The sequence below is a fragment of the Flavobacterium sp. B114r genome, assembly GCF_056824125.1.
This window is the reverse complement of the sequence record NZ_CP124858.1, coordinates 2,024,439-2,048,377: the sequence shown is the minus strand read 5'-3', so window position 1 is coordinate 2,048,377 and position 23,939 is coordinate 2,024,439. Positions and strand designations below refer to the sequence as shown.

Here is a 23,939-nt window from a genome sequence, read left to right as displayed (position 1 = left end):
CTATATAAAAAGCCACAAATTTCAAATGAAATTTGTGGCTTTTGCTTTTATTCTTCTATTCTTTCCAAATCGGAATTTTTACAAAACTGTCATTGTACCATTTTACTTTCAAAGGTTCTTTTACATCTTTGATCGTTTCCTCAGTTACCACTTTTCCAGTTCCGTAATTGAGTTCTGAAAACGGATTTTTATTGACATTGATTACCACAAGCAAACGACTTCCTTTACTTAATTGCTTGCTGACCAAGTGTGTATTCGAAAATGGTATTGTTTCTATTTGATTTGGTTGCAATAAATTTCTTGTTGTAATGTCTTTAGCATAACTGGCGCGTCCTAAAAAATAAGACAAATGAAAATATTCTCCGTTTGGCATTACTTCATATAATGTAATTCCTATGTCCATATCTTTTTTGTTGATACTCGCTTTTATCTCGCCTAAGAATGATCCGTTAACCAAAATTGGTTCTTTCAATCGTTCACTTATAAAAACATATCCATTTGTCGTATCAATTTCTTTTCTGATAATAGGATCCGGGTAGTAATCGTTATTTTGAATTTCTCTGTTGGCAAAATCAACTTCCTGATACAGATACTTTTTTTTAATTGGTTTCTTATCCTTTAGGGCATAAAATTTTCCTGATTTTTTATCCGTCAAATACATCTTCAGGAAACCATTGCTCATTTTATCAAGAGACGGAGCACTTCTCCACTCATTTTTTCCCATTACTTGATAATTAATCTTGTCTTTGAGTACTTCAGGTTTTGCACCATTTTTTAGAATATAATCAAACCATTGGTACGTGATTTTTTTTATATTAATGATTGCAACTGGATCAACTTTGTAATCATACAAACTAACTTCGCCACCAACCTGTGTACCAAAATGACCATACGGTCCAATAATTACATAGGCTGGAGTTTGCGGGTTATATTTTTGAAGCTCTCTTATATAATATAAGCTTGAATTTTGAGAATCATTATAATATCCGTCAAAAGCTAAAACAGGAATATTAATCTGGGTAAAATCTTTTTCGTAAGGTGCCATTTTTTGCCAATATTCGTCAAATGAAGGATGATTGATCCATCGTTGAAAATGCCTGTTAGGAACTCCATCTACACTATCTAATTTTTTATAAGCAACTCCGGTTTCCCACCATTTATTTTGCATTTTCCTAAATCGCTGCCTGTCGTTTCCGGCAATAGTATCTAAGGTCTTATTATTTCCAACATACAACGACCATTCATAATTAGGGTTTACAAAAACGTTATTTTCCATTGGCAAACCCATTCCGGGTCTGTTTGCAACATAAGGCACAATCGTTTTTAGTGCCGGATGCATTTTTTTGCAAGCTGCCCATTGTGTAAATCCATTATAACTGCCGCCATACATCCCAACACTTCCGTTACACCATTCTTGTTTACTGATCCAATCGATAACATCGTAAGCATCGTTACTATCATTTTCATAAGGAAATATTTCATCAGGACTAAATCCCTTACCTCTTGAATATGCCATAACACCTACATAACCATTATCCGCTGCTTCTTTCAGGGATTTAAGATCTCTTCCTTTATCTCTTACATAAATAGTATATTGAAGTATCACAGGTTTTGGAGTAGAATCTCTTTTTTTTCGCACCACGATTGCAGAGATCAATGCGCCATCTCGTGTTTTAATCATCACACTATCCTGAATAGTATAAGCACTTTTTAAATCTGCTGCTTTTATTGCACTTGTTTGCTGTGAGAATACGTTTGATACTATCAAAACGAGAAATACAAAATATAAAATTGGCTTCATTGAATCGTTTCTATTTAAGTAATTTTTCATTTATTAAATCCATTGCTATTTTTAAACTTCACTGATTGACGGTTGGATACTTCTAATAATTCTCCCGTTTTTAGCTTTACTTCCATCCTGCCCGCACTTGTAATATTTACTTCCTGAATAAAATTCATATTTATAATTTCGGCCCTGTTGATTCTGAAAAAAGTATTTTCATCCAATATTTCTTCCCATTGGCGAAGCGAACGCCTTTGAAGTGCTTTTTTGTTCTGAAAAAATAGTCTCGTGTAATTTTCCAATGATTCAATTAGATAAATTTCATCTAACCGAATAAAAAATCGTTTCTCTCCGTCTTTAATAAAAATTTTTCGATCTTCTGTTTCAATATTATTTAAAGCAGATTTCAACTTAAAAGTATCTCTTATTTTTTCGATCGCTTTTGCAAAACGTTCCTCTCGTACTGGTTTCATTAAATAATCTAAAGCATTTACTTCAAATGCCTGTACGGCATATTGATCATAAGCTGTAATGAATAAAACTGCCGGCACATTATTCAGTGACTCCAACAAATCGAATCCGGACTTTTCAGGCATCTTAATATCCAGAAAAAGTAAATCCGGCATTTCTGATTCAATTAAATCCTTAGCATCATCGGCATTTTCTGCCTCACCAATCAGGATAAAATCATCGTATGGTTTTAAAGCTCTTTTTAATTCTTCCCGCGATAAACGCTCATCATCAACTATTACAACTTTTATCTTTTTCATTTTGATGGAATTAAAATAGTTGCCAAAACAGTTTCGTCTCTCATCTCTTTAATATCAAAAGAAGCATTTCCGTTATATTGCAATAACAATCTTTCGTTCAGATTTTTTAATCCAATACCAGAATTTTGAATCTGGTCAATTAACCTTCCTGAGTTTTGAACACTTATTTTTATAAAACTGTTTTCCATCTCAACTTTCACCATAATAAAGCCACCACTTTTTCTTTTCTCGATTCCGTGTTTTATTGCATTTTCGACCAACGTCTGGATACTAAAAGGCAAAATTAAATGCTGGGATGTATCTGCATTAATTTCAATTTTTATCTGCAGCCGCTCTTCAAACCGCATTTTTTCTAATTCCAGATAATCCCTGACAAGATTAATTTCGTCATTTAAGGATATTAGTTTCCCAATATTAGTGTCTAAAGAATTTCGTAATAAATCAGACAAAAGATCAATTGCCCTTCTGGCCGAAGATGGATTTTCTAAAACCAGAAATTTTATATTATTTAATGAATTAAAAAAGAAATGCGGATTAAGCTGTGCGCTCAGGTTATTAAGTTGTGCCTCTTTTATTTTAATCGACAATTGGGCATTTTCCTTCACCGTTTCTAATTCAAGTCTTGAATAATGATAAAGATGATACGCCAATACCCAAACTGACATTAATCTGGTACCCGTAATAAAAACCTGCAATTGTGTTAATTTGAAAAATGAAATAAATGAAATTGGACTGTTTTCTAAAATAAACAAACGTACCAGATAAAGTTTAGACACAATCAAAAGCATATACAAGAAGGAAAGAACCAAGATACTAAGGACAATTTTTGGAGCTAATATTTTTAGATTTAATTTAGTCCATCCCTTTTTTAAGGCAAAATTCCTGTAAAGATTTGTTAGTGTAATACCAATCGAAACATCGAGTATTAAATCGAAAATGCCAATTTTCCAGATAAAGTTTCCAGATATAAAAGCCGAAAACCCCCAATATAAAGAAGTGATAATCCATCCTATCAGTTGAATTTTCCAATATGTTGTTATTTTTATTACTGATTTCAAATTAAAATTTGTTAATGCATTAGTAAAGATATTCCTCTAATGCAGATTAAGCAAATAAAAGTAGATGAACGCAAAATAATAGGGGACGAATGAAAAGCTTATTCACTAAATCTTAATTTTTGAATATTTCAGGCGCGGATTTTTTTCTATTGTTTTTAATCATAATTCGAAACAAAACACTCACAAACAGATATTTACATCTCATACAATAAGAACACAACTTGTTTGTTATGACATCTCATTTTCATGTATTTATAGTTTTGCAATACTTTTCTTATTATATTGATTATCAACGCTATACATATTAAAAAATCCTATTCTGTTACTTTAAAAACTTATTGTACCATTCTAAAATCTCATGTCCTCTTACATTTGCATTCTGATTTATTATATAAAAGAATATTTAATACAAGGCTAAAAACCTGTCATTTAAAAAAAAACTGGAGCTATTACCCAAAAGAAAAGAACATGAAAAATTTACAAAACACACCTCCAATAATCGTACAATCAAAAAGTATTGGACATCCGATTAATTATAAGTGGAATAAAAAAAAGATTGATCAATTTTTAGATCCATCTGAAGAAAATGAAGATCTTGAGAATGCATTACTTCAAATTAATCACAAAGCGTCAGTAGGTCTTACAGCTGCCTTGCTTGAATGGGTTTATTGGCGTTACACAGGAAATACAAAAATGAATAGTGATATACAAAAACGTATCGAAGCACTTTGGTTTTCAGTAGATAATAGAGAAAACACAAAACCGTTGCTTTTTGATGCCGGTTTCGATATATCTGCGTCAGGACATGTAAGCGGACCTTTATGGATAGCGCTTATGAATGTAAGAATGATTGATGTTATGTATAGAAAAGGATCTTATTTACTACAAGGCGAATTAATTGGCTTGGTGTTATTAGCACGTAATATCACTCCTAAAAAAAGTACTTTTGACAAGTGGTTCAGTAGAAAAATAACAGCGCTACAACAAGAATATCCATCTCAGTATACGAAAGATAATATTGATGTAACTGATGAAGCAATATATGATTCATCAAACGAACCTGTAATATGTCGCGATTTTTTCTTTAATCCTGAATTCGAATATACTAAAGAAGCATCAGAAAATGCTCTTGAAGATTTTGTTGAAAATATAGATTATAAGACTAATCCTTTTTTAGGCTTATCCAGAAAGGCGTCATAACCAAATAACTTTAAAAAAAAAATAACCCCACAAACTTCAACTATTTTTGAAGTTTGTGGGGTTTATTATTTCATCTCATAAATTAAAATTTATTCTCTACTTCTGCCGCCTGCAGCATTAGATAATGCAAGTCAGTGTTTTTTACGAAAGGTTTTAATAATTCACTTCCGGGACCAAACATTGCCAGTTCAACATAATCTGCAGAATGGTCCATACTAATCCAGCCAACAGAATTTATTTTTCCCTGCATTTCAGCAAAAGCTTTGTATGGTAATTTTTTATAATTGTACAATCCATCTTCTTTGTGCAAACCATCATAATAACTCAGTACCATTTTTGCATCTTCATCTGAAACCGAATGTCCATTTGCCTTTTCAATAATTTCTTTTACTTGCGAAACTGAAGATTCAGGTTTTATCTGATTCAGAATCCATTCATTAGTCTGCGTATATTTTTGGATACTGTCAAAATTATCATTCGCATTTTTGCCATAAATAATTCCCGGATTGGCATTTCCATGATCTGTGGTTATAATTACTAATGTTTCTTTGTCTTTTTCGGCAAAATCAATTGCAATTTTTACCGCTTCATCAAATTCAATCTGATCATTAATCAAGCCTGCAATATCATTTCCGTGTGCAGCCCAATCAACTTTTCCACTTTCAATTTGCAAAACAAAACCATTTTTATGATTTTTCATTCTGTCAATAGCCTTCTGGGCCATTTCTGCCAGACTTGGAATAGTTTTTTTCAGGTTTTCATCATTATTTCTATCTACATAATAAGGAACACCATCTTCTGCAAACACACCTAAAATAGGTTGAGAATTTGAAGCTGCATCCATATCAGAACGCGTTTTTACGACCTGATATCCTTTTGCTATAAAAGCCGCAAACATATCCTTTTTATCTTTTCTTACTTCCGGATTAAAATAATTTGAGCCTCCACCCATCATAACATCAAAACCAAGATCCAAATATTGTTCAGCAATATCATCCTGAGCATTTCTGCTTTTACTGCTTACACAAAAACCAGCAGGAGTTGCATGCGTAATTGGAACGGTCGTGACACAACCTGCCATTTTACCGGCCTTCTTGAATTTTTGCCAAATAGGCAAATGTGGCTCTCCTTGCGGACTCACATTCAGCACGCCATTATTGACACGAAAACCTCCGCCCCATGAAGAACTCGCAGCCGAAGAATCTGTAACAATAGAATTCGCAGAAGCGGTATCCATTAAGGCTCTCGAAACCCTGTTGTCTTTATATAACTGTATCCAATTTGAGCCTTTTCCTGTTTTTCTGTTCAGGAACAAATCAGCCATATTTAGCGTTCCGGTACTCATTCCGTCACTAACTAACAGAATAATATTTTTGGCCTTTTTATTTTTATTTACTGATTCTAAATCTAAAATATTTGCAGAACTCTGAAACGGATTCATAACTGCAGCTCCAATTGTAAATAAAGAGCCATTTTTAAAGAACTTCCTTCTATCCATTATTACTTTTAATTAGTATTTTCAAAGATAAAGAAATACATCTAACCACAAAATTATCATTGTGTTATGATAATTGATTCGCCTTAGATAGAATACAAGCGGTAGAATTAAGAAGAAAAAAACTGATTGTCACAAATATGAATACTTAAAAAATATCCTATTTTATCATTTTTAAGGCTTATCGTAATACTTATAGAAAATAACTCACCCTAAATTTATACTGTTCTAAAATTGAAAACAATAACAATTAAAACCAACATTAAATAACAGTACTAAAAAATGAAGAAAAAAAGTAAAAACCCGACAATAATTCACAAAAGTGATTACTATCGGGTCGTTTAGTAGTATGAGATTTATTAAACTGTAAACTTCAAGGGCAAATGCACCACTTTTTTAGTTTCGAAAAATTCGTCATCAAAAATGGTAGACAAATCATATAAAGTTGCTTTTGGAAAATCCTTTAGTTCCTCGGTCAAATCACCACCTTTTAGGTATAGAATTCCGTTTTTTAAAGTATGCTTGTGCTGTTTTTTGATTTTACTTTTAATCCAGGATACAAAATCCGGCATGTTTGTAACGGCGCGACTCACGATAAAATCAAAATCGCCTTTTACATTTTCGGCACGCAATTGTTCCGCTTTTACGTTCTTTAATTCTAATGCATCAACGACACCCTGAACCACTTTTATTTTTTTTGCAATAACGTCAATCAGATAAAAACGTGTTTCAGGAAAAAGAATTGCTAACGGAATCCCGGGAAATCCTCCTCCGGTTCCAACATCAAGAACAGTTGTTCCAGGTTCGAACTTCATGATTTTTGCAATTCCTAACGAATGTAAAACATGTTTTGTATATAATGCATCAATGTCTTTACGGGAAATAACATTGATTTTTTCATTCCAATCGTGGTATAAAAAGTCTAATTTTTGAAATTGTTCGATTTGAATGTCAGTCAAATCAGGAAAATATTTCAATATCTCATCCATTGCTTTAATTTTTTAACAAAAGTACTACTTTACGATTGAAATATTTAACTCAATTTTGCAAATTGAAAATTTATAATAATTACCTTTGAAAACTATCTAAATTAATTATGAATAACACCGCGCCTACATTTGCTAAGCAAGATAATCTGAAGTTCTTCAGAACTCTTAACTCTCGAGTAAACAATTACTTCAAAGAGAATAACATTCAGAAAACCGGAAACTGGAAGCTGCACTTAAAAGCCGTTATTCTTTTTGCCGTTTTCCTAACGCCTTACTTTTTAATACTAACTCTTGAGATGCCATTTTGGGCACAATTGCTACTCAACATTCTTATGGGAGTTGGAATGGCCGGAATTGGAATGAACGTGATGCACGACGGAAATCATGGATCTTATTCTTCTAAATCATGGATTAATAAAATCATGGGCGGAAGCATTTATGTTTTAGCCGGAAACGTACACAACTGGCAAGTACAACACAATGTACTTCACCATACTTATACTAATATTCACGGTCATGATGAAGATCTTGATGCCGGAAGAATCATTCGCTTTACGCAAAATGCTGAATGGCATCGTTTTCATAAATTTCAACATTATTATTCTTTCTTTTTATACGGACTATTGACTTTTAATTGGGCTTTAACAACCGATTTCAAGCAAATGAAAAACTACCTGAAAAGAAAATTATCTTACGGAGCACCTCAAAGCCCAACTAAACTTTGGACTGTTTTAGTCATCACAAAAATAATCTACGTTTTAATCTGGATGGCTTTGCCAATGATTTTAGGCGTAGAATGGTGGAGAGTTGTTATTGGATTTTTCGTAATGCACTACACAGCGGGATTAATCCTGAGCGTTGTTTTTCAATTGGCACACGTAGTCGAAGAAACTTCAAACCCGGTTCCTAACGAAGATGGAGAAATGGAAAACACCTGGGCGATTCACCAATTATACACGACAGCGAATTTTGCTCCAAAAAACAAAGTTGTAAACTGGTTTACAGGAGGATTAAATCACCAGATCGAACACCATATTTTTCCAAATATCAGTCATATCCATTACGGAAAAATTGCTGAGATTGTAAAACAAACTGCAATCGAATGCAACTTGCCTTATCATGAATTCCGGACTATGAGAGGTGCCGTTATCGCACATTATAAGCACTTGAAAGATCTGGGAATGAAACCGGAACTTGCATAAAATTAAAAAAATCTATTAATAATTAACCTTCCTTAATTGAAGTTGAAATTAGGGACATTCAAATTTTTTATAATGAATCACATTCTTTCAGACAGAATTAACAACTTAGCAACATCACAAACCTTGGCAATGGCTGCTTTAGCACGTGAATTGAAAGCACAAGGAAAAGACATCATCAGTTTAAGTTTAGGTGAGCCTGACTTTAATACACCCGATTTTATAAAAGAAGCTGTAAAAAAAGCAGTCGATGAAAATTACAGCACCTATTCTCCGGTTGAAGGTTATTTAGAATTGAGAGAAGCAATTTGCAAAAAATTCAAAAGAGATAATAATTTAGAATACAAACCTTCTCAAATTGTAGTTTCTACAGGAGCAAAACAATCTTTATACAACATTGCACAAGTAATGTTAAACGATGGTGATGAGGTTATTTTGCCTGCACCATACTGGGTTTCTTATTTCGAAATCGTTAAACTTTCAGGAGGAATTCCTGTTGAAGTTCCAACATCTGTAGATACTGATTTTAAAATTACTCCTGCACAATTAGAAGCTGCCATCACACCAAAAACAAAAATGATGTGGTTCAGTTCTCCTTGCAACCCATCTGGATCAGTTTATAGCAGAGAAGAGTTAACAGCTCTTGCAAAAGTTTTAGAAAAACACCCAAATATATACGTAGTTGCTGATGAAATCTACGAGCACATCAATTTCTCAGGAACTTTTTGCAGCATTGGTTCAATCCCGGGAATGTTAGAAAAAACAATTACTGTAAACGGAGTTGCAAAAGCATTTGCTATGACAGGATACAGAATTGGATATATTGGAGCACCGGAATTTATCGCAAAAGCGTGTACAAAAATTCAGGGACAAGTAACTTCAGGAGCAAATTCAGTAGCGCAACGTGCTACAATTACTGCTGTAGAAGCTGATCCAAGCGTATTGAACCACATGGTTCAGGCTTTCCACTCTCGTAGAGATTTAGTAGTTGGATTGCTAAAAGAAATTCCAGGTGTAAAAATCAACGTTCCCGAAGGAGCATTTTATGTTTTCCCCGACGTTTCTTCTTTCTTCGGAAAAACATTAAAAGGAACCGAAATTAAAGATGCAAACGACTTGTCAATGTATCTTTTAGGCGAAGCAAACGTTGCAACCGTAACCGGAGATGCTTTTGGAAACCCAAATTGTATTCGTTTCTCTTACGCAACAAGTGACGGTATCCTAAAAGAAGCTTTACGCAGAATCAAAGAAGCTTTGGCTGTATAAAAAACATAAATAATTTTACTAAAACGGCTTAAGATTTAAAGTTTCATCACTTTATATTTTGAGCTGTTTTTTTATGCGCTTATTTTGGGATTTCCGCCGCCGCGGATCGATAACAAGAAATTTTCATTTTCAAAATCATCCAAAAAGTGAGAAAATTAAACAATCCAATAATTTGTGGAAATTCGTGAAATTCGTAGCTAAAAAAAACATTTTCAAAATTCCCATTCTACAATATTGTAAAACACAAGTATAATCCTGTAAGGTACAACCATCTATTAGTCCCCATCTTTGTATTATAAATTAATTAAAAAATTAGATCATGATACATACAGATGAAACCACAGAAAAAGCAGTTAGTACATTAAACGGATTAATTTCGATTCTGGAAGACGGAAAATTAGGATATACAAATGCCGCTGAACACGTAAGCAGCCCGGCGATCAAAACAGACTTTTTAGATTATGCCCGTGAGCGTGCTCTTTTTATTGTAGAAATACAAGACCAAATCAATCAACTGGGAAAATCAACAGATACAGCAGGCGGAGGTCCATTGGGAGCAATACACCGTGCCTGGATCGATATCAAATCCTCTTTTACAAGTGGCGATACAGAAGCTATCATCAATGCCTGTATTTCCGGAGAAGAAGCCGCAATCGAAAAATACAAAATGGCTCTTGAAGACAACCATCTTGATGGAAGTCAAATTGCTATTGTTTCAAAACAATTAAACAGTATCGAGAATACTTTGGCAAAAATTAAAGCGAAAAAATTGTCATAATACTTATAAGGTATTTTGAGAATAAAAAAACTACTTGGTTAATAAACTAAGTAGTTTTTTGCTTTTATTAGATATGAAATATTATATTTTTATACCTAATAAAAACAAAAACAATATTAAATGAAAAAAGTAATTTTAGATTTAGCTGTAACACTAGATGGTTTTATTGAAGGCCCTAACGGAGAAACTGATTGGTGCATAATGGACGACGATATGGATTTTGATGGATTTTTATCAAGCGTAGACACTATCTTTTATGGCAGAGTAAGTTATGATATGTGGGGGAATTATCAACCGGATGAAAATGCAAATCAAGATGAAAAATCACTTTGGAAAACAGTACATGCTAAAGAGAAATTTGTTTTTTCGAATCAAAACAGAAAAGATGATAATGCCACTTTTATAAATTCTGAAATCTCAAATAAAGTTAATGAGATCAAACAACAATCAGGAAAAGATATATGGTTGTATGGCGGAGCGAGCCTTATTAAGACATTTATTCAATTGAAGCTTATTGATACCTACAGAATATCAGTTCATCCTATTGCGTTAGGAAATGGCAAACCATTGTTTGAGGACTTACAAGAACGAATAGAATTAAAACTACTTAAAACCAATGTTTTCAAATCAGGAGTTGTGCAACTTATCTACGAACCAAATAAGTAAATTCAAAATTTAAATATCATCATTCTATATTAACTAACTATTTAAAAAAAAGTCACTTTAGCATTAGTAAACTCGAATTATTTATAAGAACTTTGCAAACTTTTTTGGGCGAAAACTCAAAAGTATAAAGTTTTAGAAATAAATAATTTATCATCAACTGGATGAAGAAAAAGATAGAAATATTAGCTCCAGCAAAAGATTTAATTGGAGGAATGGCTGCCATAAATAGTGGTGCCGATGCTGTTTATATTGGTGCACCGCAATTTGGTGCGCGTTCTAATGCTAACAATTCAATCGAAGATGTAGCCGCATTAGTAAAATATGCACATTTATTTAATGCGCAGGTTTTTGTGGTTATGAATACCATTTTGTACGACAACGAACTTGAAACCTGTCGCCAGATGATCTATGAATTATACGATATTGGTGTTGATGCCCTTATCATTCAGGATATGGCAATCATGGAAATGGAGCTTCCTCCTATCGTACTTCACGCCAGCACACAAGCCAATAATCGTGATGCTGATAAAATTAAATTCCTTAAAGATGCCGGAATCAAACGTGTAGTTTTAGCGCGTGAATTGAACCTGCATCAAATTAAAACGATTTACGACGAAGCTGATGTTGAACTAGAATTTTTCGTAACCGGAGCTTTATGCGTATCTTTTAGTGGAAACTGTTATATGAGTGTTGCTAACGGAGAACGAAGCGCGAATCGTGGTTCTTGTGCTCAAAACTGTCGTTTACCATATAACCTAATCGACGGAAACGGAGAAACTTTAATCAAAAACAGTCACTTGCTTTCGATTAAGGATTTAGATATTTCAGACCAAATCCCAAATCTTATTGAAGCCGGAATTGTCTCTTTTAAAATCGAAGGACGACTTAAAGATGTTGTTTATGTAAAAAATAACGTTTCTTATTTACGTCAAAAATTAGATAGCTTCTTAGAAGCAGAAGGAAGCGAAAAATACACCAAAGCTTCTTCCGGAAAATGTACTTATACTTTTGATTCTTCTCTAAACAGAACTTTCAACCGCGGTTATACTGATTATTTTGTAAACGACAGACACAATAGTATTGGTTCCTGGGAAAGCCCAAAATCAAAGGGACAATATATTGGTAAATTGATCCGAACTATTGGAAACGCTTACGAAATCGAAAATGGCGAATTACTAAACAATGGCGACGGACTTTGTTTCATTAACGAAAATAACGAAGCAGACGGAATCTACGTAAACAAAGCCGAAAACGGTAAAATATATCCAAACGTTTTAAAAGAAGTAAAAGACGGAACTTTTATCTACCGTAATAACGATGCCGCTTTTATTAAAATTGTAGAAAGAGAAGATAGTGCTGTTCGAAAATTAAGTACTACATTATTACTTACCGAAAACGAAAAAGGTTTCGAACTTATCGCAACCGACGAAGATGGAAATGTAAGTACTGTTACTTTAGAACATTCAAAAGAACAGACTAAAACCGGTGAATCGATAGAAGAAAACATCAAAACACAATTGGCAAAAACAGGTTTTACACCTTATACTGCTGATGAAATCAATGTAATATTTACTCAAAACTGGTTCCTCCCTATTTCAAAAATCAACGAAATGCGAAGAACAGTTTACGATCAATTGACAGAAATACGTTTGGCAAATTACAAACGCGAAGAACACCAATTGGTAAAAACTTCTCATCCTTATCCAGAAACAAAACTAGATTTTATGTACAACGTTTCGAACAAAACGGCCCGTAAATTCTACGAACGTCATGGTGTAACCGAAATCGAAAAAGCTTTTGAACTGCAATGGGACCCAGGAAAATCACGCGTGATGACAACCAAATATTGCATCAAATACGAATTAAAAAAATGCCCAATACACCAAAAAGATATAATGGGTGTTAAAGTAAAAGAACCATTGGTCTTAAAACAAGGCGAGCTTGAATACAAACTAAAATTCAACTGCAAGCCCTGCGAAATGGAAATTTGGGAAAAAGATGCCGAATTTGAAATTGAAGAGGATCAATTTCACTAAAAACACAAAAGCGATACTTTTTAAGTATCGCTTTTTTTATTTATTTTTTCTTGGCGTTTTTAGGTTTTGCTGTGGTCTTCGGTTTCGTAGCGGCCTTTGGTTTGGCAGTAACCTTAGATTTTGTATCTTTTTCTTCTAATTTTTTTCTTTCCTTTTCTTCCTGCTCCAGTCTTTCTTTTTCTTTTTGTCTGTATATTTCGTTATACAAATTTACGACTTTCTCAATATCAGAATACTTATATTCTTTATCCTGGATTTTATTTGCAATTTCAGGACTGTCGCTAAAATAATAAACGCCATACTCTTTAAAAAAAACATTAAACCCGGCAGAAAAACCATTTGAACTTATAGAAACCAATACAGGATAATCTTCATTACTTCTTTTCAGATAGTGATTGACATCTTTAGATACGACTTCCATTTTAGGTTCTTTTATCTTTTCATTCGTCTCTTCATTCTTTACCTTAACTTCCTTAATTCCATAATCCTCTCCACCTAAATACAAAGAAGCTTTTCCTTCAATGATCTTGCAGATCCAATTTTCCTTTATAATCTTAAATTCTGTACCCTTCTTTTTGTATACTTTCGTTTTTGTCCATACAAAAGTGTAAGACAGTTTTTTATTTGCATCAAAAATCTGAATCGAATCTAAGTCTTTACTTGCGTATTTTTCATTACTCTCGCCAACTTTAATTTTCACTTTTTTACTAGCAAAACCAGGAAACTTAACAATCCCGTTAATTTTTTGTTTGTCTTTTTTAAAAACAATCGCATCTGCTTTTTGTTCTCCCATTCCTAATTTAAACGTAATACCTCCTGATTGTGCCTGTAAAAGAGATGTAATGCATAAAGCACTCATCACTAAAAAAAATTTTAACTTCATTCTTTTGGGGTTTTATTTGTAAGCCGGCAAATATATAAATATCGCGTGGCTTTAAAGAAGATTTCAGATCAGCCAACCATCAAGTTATTTTATAATTATTAACAAAATTTTACTCCACAAAATAATTTTGACATATTTCCTTTAAGGGAACTATCTTTTCTACCCGTCAGACAAACGAGTTAACAAGAACTTTTTATATTTATGAAGTATAATGGACAATCTTGTCTTTTCGATAACTTCATCTAAAAATTAAATTTCTAATTAATTTAAAATCTGCTGAATCTGCAAAATCTGCGTGAGAATAAAATTCATTGTTTTATCTTTACTAAATCAAAATGAATTCACTAAAATGAAAATACTACTCCTTGGTTCAGGCGAATTAGGCAAAGAATTTGTCATCGCCGCGCAACGAATCGGACAAACTATAATTGCTGTTGACAGTTACGAAAATGCTCCGGCAATGCAGGTTGCCCACGGATTCGAAGTAATCAACATGCTGGACGGCGAAGCTCTTGACCGAATCGTAGCCAAACACAAACCAGACTTTATAGTTCCAGAAATAGAAGCCATTCGTACTGAACGTTTTTACGATTACGAAAAACAGGGTATTACCGTTGTTCCTTCGGCAAAAGCAGCCAACTTTACAATGAACCGTAAAGCGATTCGTGATTTAGCATCAAAAGAACTAGGACTAAAAACAGCCAAATACCAATACGCCACTTCAGCAGAAGAATTACAAAAAGCCGTTCAGGAAGTTGGGATTCCCTGTGTAGTAAAACCTTTAATGTCTTCGTCAGGAAAAGGACAATCGACCATAAAATCTGAAAGTGATATCGAAAAAGCATGGCAATATGCCGTTGCTGGCTCTCGTGGCGATGTAATCGAAGTTATCGTAGAAGCTTTTGTAGATTTCAATTCTGAAATTACGCTTTTAACGATTACTCAAAATAATAATCCAACGCTTTTTTGTTCTCCAATTGGACACCGACAAGAACGCGGCGATTATCAGGAAAGCTGGCAACCCGCAAAAGTTTCTGAGGCCGATTTGTATGAAGCGCAGGATATGGCAGAGAAAATTACCGAAGCACTTGGTGGCGCAGGATTATTTGGCGTTGAATTCTTTTTAACAAATGATGGTGTTTATTTCTCTGAGCTTTCTCCACGTCCGCATGATACAGGGATGGTAACATTAGCAGGAACACAAAATTTCAATGAATTCGAATTGCATTTACGAGCCATTTTAAGTTTACCTATTTTCGAAATCACACTTGAAAAAGCCGGAGCAAGTGCCGTAATTTTAGCATCAGAAGATTCCTCGAATCCTACTTTTACCGGAATCGAAAAAGTAGCTGCTTTACCCAAAACCGATTTCAGAATCTTTGGCAAACCAACTTCAAGACCATACCGCCGAATGGGCGTCGTTTTAAGCCATGATACATTAGCAACTCCAATTGAAGAAATTGTAGAACGCGCCAAAACAACTTCAAAATTAATAACTGTAAACTCTTAAAAATGAAAAAACTACTCTTTATAGCATTCCTATTTGTTGGAATAGCAACGCAAGCTCAGGATAAAAAAACAACCGAAAAACCTCAAATTGTAGAAACTGCTTGTGGTGAATGTCAATTTGGGATGAAAGGCAAAAGCTGTGATTTAGCCGTTCGAATTGATGGGAAGCCTTATTTTGTTGACGGAACTACGATTGACCAACACGGTGACGCACATGCCGAAGATGGCTTTTGCAATAAAATCCGCAAAGCTTCTGTTACCGGAAAAGTAGAAAATGGTCGTTTTAAAGCTACTTCATTCACTTTGATAAAAGAAAAATAATGGAGCTAATCCTTGAAAATATTGCCAAACACGTTTCCTTAACCCCAGAAGAGCAAGCACATTTTTTATCGAAAACCGAAACACATACTTATAAAGCCAAAACGATTCTACTAAGTGCCGGAGAAGTTTGCAAACATTCCTATTTTGTCAATTCAGGAATTTTAAGAAGTTTCAATATCAATGATAATATTGTCGAGCATGTTCTGGCGTTTGCTTGTCAAGGCTGGTGGATGAGCGATATGTACAGCTTTTTTTCGCAAAAACCTGGACAGCTTTTTATAGAAGTTTTAGAAGATGCAGAAGTTGTTTCATTATCCAAAGAAAACCAGGAGCAATTATATCTCGACATCCCAAAATTAGAACGTTTTTTCAGGATTTTAATCGAAAATTCATTGGTCGCCAATCAACAACGATTAATGGATAATTTAAGTTTACCCGCTGAAGAACGCTTCGAGAAATTCTGTACTAAATATGGAACGCTCGTTCATAAAGTACCTCAAAAACAAATTGCTTCTTTCATTGGTGTAACACCTGAATTTTTCAGCAAAATGAAAGCAAGGCTTTTGAAAAAATAGTTTTTATAGCCACAGATTTCACAGATTAAAATGATTAAAAAATGTTGCCACGAATTTCACTAATTTTCACGAATTAAATTGAGTGAAAAATTAAATAAAAATTAGTGAAAATTAGTAAAATTCGTTTCGAAAAAAATCTTTTTAATCTTTGTAATCTGTGGCAAAAAACAAAACACGGCCAAAGACCGTGTTTTTTTGAATTAAAATTGCTCAACCTCTGTAGAATGTTTCATTGCCGTTGTTGTCGATTTTCCTATTGTTACTGTATTTTGTACCGCATCAAAATAAGAAGTTCCAACAAAAGCCTGATGTTTTACCGCTCTGAATCCGCTGCTTTGCAGAGCGAATTCTCTTTCCTGCAATTCAGAATATCCTGCCATTCCGCGCTCTTTGTAGGCTTTAGACAATTCGAACATACTTGTATTTAAAGCATGGAATCCTGCTAAAGTAATGAACTGGAATTTATATCCCATTGCAGCCAAATCTTCTCTGAATGTCTCCATTTCAGCAACTGATAATTTTGCCGCCCAGTTAAATGAAGGAGAACAATTGTAAGCCAGCATTTTATCCGGAAATTCTTTTTTCATGGCATCGGCAAACTTTTTGGCATAAACCAAATCAGGATTACTGGTTTCCATCCAAATCAAATCAGCGTAAGGTGCGTAGCTCAAACCTCTTGCAATTCCCTGATCGATTCCGCTGTTTACATAGAAAAACCCTTCGTTGGTTTTTTCCCCAGTAATGAATTTAGCATCTCTTGGATCTGCATCACTCGTTAACAAATTTGCTGCATCAGCATCAGTTCTTGCTACAATCAAAGTCGAAACTCCCATAACATCAGAAGCCAAACGTGCTGCAATTAGTTTATTAATTGCTTCCTGAGTAGGCACCAAAACTTTGCCTCCTAAATGTCCGCACTTTTTAGCCGAACTCAACTGATCTTCAAAATGAACTCCTGAAGCTCCTGCTTCAATCATCGATTTCATTAGTTCGAAAGCATTTAGATTTCCCCCGAAACCAGCTTCCGCATCAGCCACAATTGGAACCAAATAATCTTTTTTATCTTCAACTCTGTTTACGGTCTGAATCTGATCAGCTCGTAATAAAGCATTATTTATTTTTTTTACTACCATTGGCACACTATTTACAGGATAAAGCGATTGGTCCGGATACATTTCTCCTGCTAAATTTGCATCAGCAGCAACTTGCCAACCGCTCAAATAAATTGCTTCAAGACCAGCATCGACTTCCTGAATCGCCTGATTTCCTGTTAAAGCGCCCAAACCAGCAACATAATCCTGACTTTTTAACTTTTTCCATAATTTTTGCGCTCCCATTTTGGCAATAGAATGCTCAATTTGATACGATCCCTGAAGTGTAACTACTTCTGTAGCCGTATACGGGCGTTCAACACCTTTCCATCTTGGGTTCGTAATCCAATCGTTAATCAATTCCTGAATTCTGTCTTCTGTTGTTTTCATAAATAGTATAGTTAAGTTGGTTAGTGAGTAAAAGTTTTCAGTTTGCAGTCGCAGTTTTCTACTGAGACTCAAAAAATTTTTTTTTTTGTTTTTTTTCTAACACATAGAACATAGCTTTTCTTTGTGGTTAAAGGCGCTTCACTTGTTTGAACACACATAGCTATGTGCGAAAAACTTGTTTTTTATAATTCTCTAAAAGTTAATTTTAGACAATCATAAACCTATGTTTCTATGTGTTTAAAATTAAACTCAATGTTTTTTTTATAAATACTTGTAACACGGAATAGTCAGGAAATCAACGAAATCAGGATTTACAACCAATCTCTCTAAAACCTTTTCAGCCAAAGGAAATTGTTGTTTTTCATGATTTTCTTCGCCTAATTCGTCTTTTATTTTCTGGAATTCCTCTAAAGCCAATTCGTGATAATACGCCAAATCAAGATTTCGTCCATTATCCAAAACCACTTTATTCTGAAGCCATTGCCACAATTGAGATCTTGAGATTTCAGCCGTTGCAGCATCTTCCATCAAATTATGCAACGCAGCTGCTCCTTGTCCGTTTAGCCATGAAGCCAAATACAAAACACCAACATTGATGTTTTTGCGAACGCCGTTTTCAGTTATGATTCCAATTGGTGGTTCAATCAAATCAGCTTCTGTAATTTTTCGATGTTCTCTTTTTATATGAATCTGATTAGGTGTTGGCATCTCTTTATCAAAAATTTCTTTTGCAATTGCAACCAAATCCGGATGCGCTACCCATGTTCCGTCATGGCCATTTCGAACTTCGCGTTCTTTATCCGCTTTCACTTTTGCAAAAGCAGCTGCATTCGCTTCTTCATTATTTTTAATCGGAATTTGAGCTGCCATTCCGCCAATTGCATGAATGCCGCGTTTATGACATCTCTGAATTACCAAATTCGAATAGGCATTCATAAAAGGGGAAGTCATATTTACCTGACCGCGATCTGGAACGATGAATTTTGGATTCTTACGGAATTTCTTGATGTAAGAGAAAATATAATCCCAACGACCGCAATTCAATCCCACAATATGATCTTTCAATTCATATATAATTTCGTCTAACTGAAAACTTGCCGTGATTGTTTCAATTAAAACAGTCACTTTTATAGTTCCTCTTTCCAGTTTCAAATAATCCTCAGTAAAATCAATCACATTGTTCCACCAGCGTGCTTCCAGATAATGCTCTAATTTTGGAATATAAAAATATGGTCCCGAATTATTTTCTAAAAGCCTTTTGTGATTATGAAAAACATACAATCCAAAATCTACTAAAGAGCCTGAAACTTCTTTTCCTTCAATCAAAAGATGCTTTTCCGGCAAGTGCAAACCACGCGGACGTACCATTAGCGTTGCAATCTTTTCATTCAATTGATACGATTTGTGTTTAATTAAATCTGTATGTGAAATTGTCTTGTTTACGGCATCAATTAAATTCACTTGCCCATCCATTAAATTTTTCCAGGTTGGCGAAGTACTATCTTCAAAATCAGCCATAAAAGTTTTCGCTCCTGAATTCAATGCATTGATAATCATCTTGCGATCAACCGGTCCGGTAATTTCGACTCTACGATCTAATAAATCTTTCGGAATTTCTCCAGCTGTCCAATTACTTTCTCTGACACTTTTAGTTTCGGCTATAAAAACCGGCATGACGCCCTGATCAAAAGCAGTTTGTTTTTGTTCGCGCTGTAACAATAACAGTTTTCGCTGCGATTCGAATTTGCGATGCAATTCGGTTATAAAAACAATCGCTTCATCTGTCCAGATTTTCGGATAAGAAAGCTTCTTTTCGGCTAAAAATTCCATTGCCGTTTCGGTAATCTCTAATTGGTTTTTCATAGCTGTGGATTTTATTTTAATTAGCAATAATCAAATCAATCACATCTTTCTAAAGACTTAAATTCGTAATCAATTGATATCTAATATTTTCTACACCACAATATTAGAAAAAAGTTCTTCACAAAACAAGCGAACGTTCGCTAAATATTAAAAATAATATTTTGGCGATTATTTTTTAAATGATTATATTTGATTTATGGATATCGAAAAAGACTATATAAAGCTGATATTTGGGCTAAAACTCAAGCAAGTCCGCACCCAAAAAAATCTTTCACTTTTTGGCTTAGCCAAGTTGACAAATCTTTCAAAATCGTATTTAAACGAGATTGAAAAGGGAAAAAAATATCCAAAAACAGATAAAATTTTGCTTTTATGCGAACATCTGGACGTTCCATACGACCAAATGGTATCTTTAAAGCTCGACAATAACCTCGCTCCGATTGGTGAAATTTTAAAATCAGGTATTTTAAAAGAGATTCCACTAGAGCTTTTTGGTATTCAGGAAGCCGATTTAATAGATATTATTGCAAATGCACCAGCCAAAGTCAATGCCTTTATTAGTACTATTATTGAAATTGCCCAACATTATAATTTAAGCAGGGAAAGTTTCTTTTTGGCCGCTTTACGATCTTATCAGGAAGCACACAATAATTATTTTGAAGACCTGGAAGATAAAGTCATTTCTTTTTCAAAATCATTTCAGATCAATTTAGATTCAAAAGTGAGTATCGAAGAATTAGAGGCCATATTAAAAGAAGAGTTTGATTATAAAATTAAAGAAATAGTATTTTCTGAACAGGAAGCTTTGGGTGACTTACGTTCTATTTATGTTCCCAAAAGCAAAACATTGTTACTCTCTACAGAATTGGATAATCCGCAGAAAGCATTTATTTTAGCCAAAGAAATTGCTTATAACTACCTAAAAATATCTGACAGATTACTAACTTTCAGTTGGATTAAATTCGAAAATTTTGATCAGGTCCTTCACAACTTTTATGCTTCGTACTTTGCAGGAGCTTTGTTATTACCCAGACAATTAGTTGCCAGCAAAATCAATGATTTCTTAAATAACGAAAAACCAAATCCAGAAGAATTCGTTGCGTTGATAGAAAGTTTTGAAGTTTCGCCTGAATCGTTTTATCAGAGATTAACCAATTTATTACCCAAAGATTTTCACCTGAAAAATTTGTTCTTTTTAAGAATGTCACACAAAATAGGTTCTGATAAATACCTAATAAAAAAGGAATTACATATTACCAATCAACAAGAACCGCACGCCAACGAAACCAATGAGCATTATTGCAGAAGATGGGTTTCTATCAAAACCATAGACGAAGCAATCAATCAGAATAAATCTCATTTTTTTGATGCACAAATTTCCAGTTATGCACACAGTGGTAATGAATATTTAGTCTTTTCATCAGCCACGAAAGATCCTTTTGTAGAAAATTGTATCAGAAGTATTTCGGTTGGAATCCTGATTACAACTGCAATGAAAAAGAAATTCAAATTTATTGATGGAAAACCTCTAGTAAAAAGGATTGTTGGTGTTACTTGCGAAACCTGCGATGTAAAAGATTGCCTTGAAAGAGCTGCACCGCCAATTTCGCTGGAGAAGAAAAGACGTCATGAGAATACAGATGCGGTGGTTCAACAGTTTATAACTCAATATAGCTAAAATAGTATGAAATATTTCACTTTAATAATAACACTGTTTTTTATTAATTCAAACCAGAAAACAGACAAACTTATTGGCCGTTATAATTATTTAATAGAAGACGAAAATGTCTACACCCAAAAAGATAAAATTACTTTTAACGATAGTGTTTTTGTGTTTGATAACAAGTATCTGCCAAAAGGAAAAATCTCATATGGGAATGTAATACTATTGGACAATTTTATAAATACAGATTTAATTATAAGTATTACAAAAGATCAAATCAAAAATGACACTATTTTATTTAACATGCATGATAAGCAAAGCTCATCTGCGAATTACCTTGACCAAGTGGTTGGAAAAGGGAAATTAATCAAAATCAAATAATTAGGAGTTTTAAAAAAAAAAAAAAAAATCTCGCAAAGACGTGAAGTTACAAAGTTTTATTTCCCTCTGAATATAATTATCTAAACACAATCTTCTCGCAATCTTGTCATCTCGACGTAGGAGAGATCACACTAGAAACTCCGATCCAATAATCCTGAATCTTTGTCGAGCCACTTTTGTGATCTCTCCTACGTCGAGATGACAAACTTTGCGTTTCCTTTCTTTTTGAGCTACATATACGACTTATGAAAATGAAACTTCTCACATAGCCCCGATAGAAGTAAAAATCCTTTTGTCTCCGCCGCGGCGGACACAAAAGATTGAAACGGATAGCGGGACTTCAGGTCTTTTGAAAACTAAAATTTCTGCTTCAAAAAAAACCTTAGAAACTTAGCTACTTAGAACCTCAGAATCTTTTCTTAATCTACATTAAGTGCATTTCGTTGACCTTGATGGTATCTTTGTACTATAAAAATAACAAAACACATATCATCATGGAAAATATAGTATTACACAAAGCAGAAACAAGAGGAAACGCAAATCACGGATGGCTTAACGCTTATCATAGTTTTAGTTTTGCAAGTTGGTACAACCCTGAAAGAGTTCAGTTTGGAGCACTTCGCGTTTTAAACGATGACACGATCGCTGGCGGAATGGGTTTTGGAACTCACCCGCACGATAATATGGAAATCATCACTATTCCGCTTGAAGGCGATTTAGCACACAAAGACAGTATGGGAAATACGGAGATTATCAAAAATGGTGATATTCAGGTGATGAGTGCCGGAACCGGAGTTCAACACAGTGAGTTTAACCCAAATGCAGATCAGCAAACTAAATTATTGCAAATCTGGTTGTTCCCGAACAAAAGAAATGTAGATCCTCGTTACCAACAAATTACTTTGAATGTTGCTGACAGACATAATAAATTAGCTCAGATTTTATCTCCAAATGCAGATGATGAAGGTGTTTGGATTCATCAGGACGCCTGGTTTCAAATGGGTAATTTTGATGCCGGAATTGCAACTGAATACAAAATTAAAAAAGAAGGAAACGGAGTTTATGCTTTTGTTTTAAAAGGAAACGTAACGATCAACGGTCAGGAATTAAATACTCGTGATGCTGTTGGGATTTCAGGAACTGATATTTTAAACATAAAAGCAGATAGTGATGCTGAATTTCTTTTAATGGATATTCCGATGAACTATTAATTTAGAAGACACAATTAATACTTTTTTCTCAAGAAACGATAATAACCTGATATTCAGATTTATTATCGTTTCTTTTTTATCAAAAATTTAAAAAGAAAGATTAATTTTATAAAACAGAATAAATCACTGTGTGGTAATCAAAACGTATTACATTTTTTATTTCTTAATCTAGGTTAAGTGTGTTTTGAATACTACGGACGTAACTTTGTCTTATCAAAATGAAATTAATATTAAAAAATAAATAATTATGGCAACTACAAAATGGTCAATTGACCCAACACATTCAGAAATTGGTTTTAAAGTGAAACACATGATGTTTACAAATGTTTCAGGAAAATTTGGAACTTACGACGCATCTATTACTACTGATGGAGATAATTTCGAAAATGCTCAAATAGATTTTTCAGGAGACATTGCTTCAATAGATACTGCAAATGCAGACAGAGATGCTCACTTAAGAAGTGGAGATTTCTTTGATGCGGAGAATCACCCAAAATTAACTTTTAAAGGTTCATCTTTCAAAAAAGTTAATGACGGCGAGTATCAATTAACCGGAGATTTAAATATTAAAGGTGTTTCTAAATCAGTAACATTTCCTGTAGAATTTAGCGGAATCATGACTGACCCTTGGGGAAATACTAAAGTAGGTTTAAGCATTGAAGGAAAAATAAATCGTAAAGACTGGGGTTTAAACTGGAACTCTGCCCTTGAAACCGGTGGTGTTTTAGTAGGTGAAGAAGTTCGCTTAAACATTGAATTACAATTTGCAAAACAAGCTTAATCCAGTAAAAATAGAATTTAATTTGGTTGGT

At 33.9% G+C, this 23,939-nt stretch carries 21 protein-coding genes; 13 read left to right on the top strand and 8 right to left on the bottom strand.

Translation table 11 applies throughout. The features are described from left to right. Positions 1–55: 55 nt before the first annotated feature. The 3 genes from QLQ94_RS08955 to QLQ94_RS08945 are packed head-to-tail and all read right to left on the bottom strand — an operon-like array spanning position 56 to position 3,611. On the bottom strand, positions 56–1,801 hold the full coding sequence (locus QLQ94_RS08955; RefSeq protein ID WP_482499541.1) for a CocE/NonD family hydrolase: 1,746 nt from the start codon (positions 1,799–1,801) through the stop codon (positions 56–58). Positions 1,802–1,827: 26 nt separating this feature from the next. Beyond that, positions 1,828–2,553, bottom strand: a complete 726-nt coding sequence (locus QLQ94_RS08950) for a LytR/AlgR family response regulator transcription factor (protein ID WP_271338640.1) — start codon at positions 2,551–2,553, stop codon at positions 1,828–1,830. Next, positions 2,550–3,611 (bottom strand): sensor histidine kinase, encoded by a 1,062-nt coding sequence (locus QLQ94_RS08945; RefSeq protein WP_271338641.1) that lies wholly within the window; start codon positions 3,609–3,611, stop codon positions 2,550–2,552. The genes QLQ94_RS08950 and QLQ94_RS08945 overlap by 4 nt, the downstream gene beginning before the upstream one ends. A gap of 468 nt (positions 3,612–4,079) precedes the next feature. Between QLQ94_RS08945 and QLQ94_RS08940 the strand changes: the two genes are divergently transcribed. Next, a complete protein-coding gene (locus QLQ94_RS08940) occupies positions 4,080–4,811 on the top strand; it encodes a hypothetical protein (RefSeq protein WP_482499539.1) in 732 nt (243 codons plus the stop codon). Between the two features lie 82 nt (positions 4,812–4,893). Here QLQ94_RS08940 and QLQ94_RS08935 read toward each other — a convergent pair whose 3' ends face one another. Together QLQ94_RS08935 and rsmG are read right to left on the bottom strand one after the other, a co-directional pair. Next, positions 4,894–6,309 carry an alkaline phosphatase gene (locus QLQ94_RS08935; RefSeq protein WP_482499537.1) on the bottom strand — a complete coding sequence of 472 codons (1,416 nt, stop codon included), beginning with the start codon at positions 6,307–6,309 and terminating at the stop codon, positions 4,894–4,896. Positions 6,310–6,665: 356 nt separating this feature from the next. Continuing rightward, complete coding sequence (gene rsmG / locus QLQ94_RS08930) at positions 6,666–7,295, bottom strand: 16S rRNA (guanine(527)-N(7))-methyltransferase RsmG (RefSeq protein WP_271338644.1); 630 nt, start codon at positions 7,293–7,295, stop codon at positions 6,666–6,668. A 107-nt stretch (positions 7,296–7,402) separates the two neighbouring features. Here rsmG and QLQ94_RS08925 point away from each other — a divergent pair, with 107 nt between their 5' ends. The 5 genes from QLQ94_RS08925 (at position 7,403) to QLQ94_RS08905 (ending at position 13,240) form a co-directional block, all read left to right on the top strand. Then, complete coding sequence (locus QLQ94_RS08925; protein WP_271338645.1) at positions 7,403–8,497, top strand: fatty acid desaturase family protein; 1,095 nt, start codon at positions 7,403–7,405, stop codon at positions 8,495–8,497. Positions 8,498–8,569: 72 nt separating this feature from the next. Then, positions 8,570–9,760, top strand: coding sequence for a pyridoxal phosphate-dependent aminotransferase (locus QLQ94_RS08920; protein WP_482499535.1), 1,191 nt, complete (start codon positions 8,570–8,572; stop codon positions 9,758–9,760). Between the two features lie 319 nt (positions 9,761–10,079). Beyond that, positions 10,080–10,538, top strand: a complete 459-nt coding sequence (locus QLQ94_RS08915; RefSeq protein ID WP_271338647.1) for a ferritin-like domain-containing protein — start codon at positions 10,080–10,082, stop codon at positions 10,536–10,538. Positions 10,539–10,658: 120 nt separating this feature from the next. After that, positions 10,659–11,204, top strand: coding sequence for a dihydrofolate reductase family protein (locus tag QLQ94_RS08910; RefSeq protein WP_271338648.1), 546 nt, complete (start codon positions 10,659–10,661; stop codon positions 11,202–11,204). Positions 11,205–11,365: 161 nt separating this feature from the next. Then, positions 11,366–13,240 carry a peptidase U32 family protein gene (locus tag QLQ94_RS08905; RefSeq protein ID WP_271338649.1) on the top strand — a complete coding sequence of 625 codons (1,875 nt, stop codon included), beginning with the start codon at positions 11,366–11,368 and terminating at the stop codon, positions 13,238–13,240. A 40-nt stretch (positions 13,241–13,280) separates the two neighbouring features. Here the strand turns inward: QLQ94_RS08905 and QLQ94_RS08900 are convergent, their stop codons facing one another. Further along, positions 13,281–14,123 carry a hypothetical protein gene (locus tag QLQ94_RS08900; RefSeq protein WP_482499533.1) on the bottom strand — a complete coding sequence of 281 codons (843 nt, stop codon included), beginning with the start codon at positions 14,121–14,123 and terminating at the stop codon, positions 13,281–13,283. A 349-nt stretch (positions 14,124–14,472) separates the two neighbouring features. On the opposite strand from QLQ94_RS08900, the gene purT reads away from it, so the two are divergent. From purT to QLQ94_RS08885, 3 genes are read left to right on the top strand one after another with little or no spacing between them, the layout of a single operon-like run. Next, entirely contained in the window at positions 14,473–15,633 is a 1,161-nt protein-coding gene (gene purT / locus QLQ94_RS08895; RefSeq protein WP_271338220.1) for a formate-dependent phosphoribosylglycinamide formyltransferase, read from the top strand. Positions 15,634–15,635: 2 nt separating this feature from the next. Then, a complete protein-coding gene (locus QLQ94_RS08890; protein ID WP_271338221.1) occupies positions 15,636–15,953 on the top strand; it encodes a DUF6370 family protein in 318 nt (105 codons plus the stop codon). Then, the gene (locus QLQ94_RS08885) at positions 15,953–16,528 is read left to right on the top strand and encodes a Crp/Fnr family transcriptional regulator (RefSeq protein WP_271338222.1); all 576 of its coding nucleotides are present in this window, start codon (positions 15,953–15,955) and stop codon (positions 16,526–16,528) included. Before QLQ94_RS08890 ends, QLQ94_RS08885 begins: the two co-directional genes overlap by 1 nt. Before the next feature lie 200 nt (positions 16,529–16,728). On the opposite strand, the gene aceA is transcribed toward QLQ94_RS08885, so the two are convergent. Then, a complete protein-coding gene (aceA, locus tag QLQ94_RS08880) occupies positions 16,729–18,009 on the bottom strand; it encodes an isocitrate lyase (protein WP_271338223.1) in 1,281 nt (426 codons plus the stop codon). 261 nt (positions 18,010–18,270) lie between these two features. Continuing rightward, positions 18,271–19,872 carry a malate synthase A gene (gene aceB, locus QLQ94_RS08875; RefSeq protein WP_482499530.1) on the bottom strand — a complete coding sequence of 534 codons (1,602 nt, stop codon included), beginning with the start codon at positions 19,870–19,872 and terminating at the stop codon, positions 18,271–18,273. A gap of 196 nt (positions 19,873–20,068) precedes the next feature. On the opposite strand from aceB, the gene QLQ94_RS08870 reads away from it, so the two are divergent. From QLQ94_RS08870 to QLQ94_RS08855, 4 genes are all read left to right on the top strand, one after another. Continuing rightward, positions 20,069–21,550: a helix-turn-helix domain-containing protein gene (locus QLQ94_RS08870; protein WP_427401948.1), complete on the top strand. Its 1,482-nt coding sequence runs from the start codon at positions 20,069–20,071 to the stop codon at positions 21,548–21,550. 6 nt (positions 21,551–21,556) lie between these two features. Then, positions 21,557–21,916, top strand: coding sequence for a hypothetical protein (locus tag QLQ94_RS08865; protein WP_271338226.1), 360 nt, complete (start codon positions 21,557–21,559; stop codon positions 21,914–21,916). A 494-nt stretch (positions 21,917–22,410) separates the two neighbouring features. Then, the gene (locus QLQ94_RS08860) at positions 22,411–23,127 is read left to right on the top strand and encodes a pirin family protein (protein WP_271338227.1); all 717 of its coding nucleotides are present in this window, start codon (positions 22,411–22,413) and stop codon (positions 23,125–23,127) included. Between the two features lie 247 nt (positions 23,128–23,374). Then, entirely contained in the window at positions 23,375–23,908 is a 534-nt protein-coding gene (locus QLQ94_RS08855; RefSeq protein ID WP_271338228.1) for a YceI family protein, read from the top strand. The last annotated feature ends 31 nt before the right edge of the window (positions 23,909–23,939 follow it).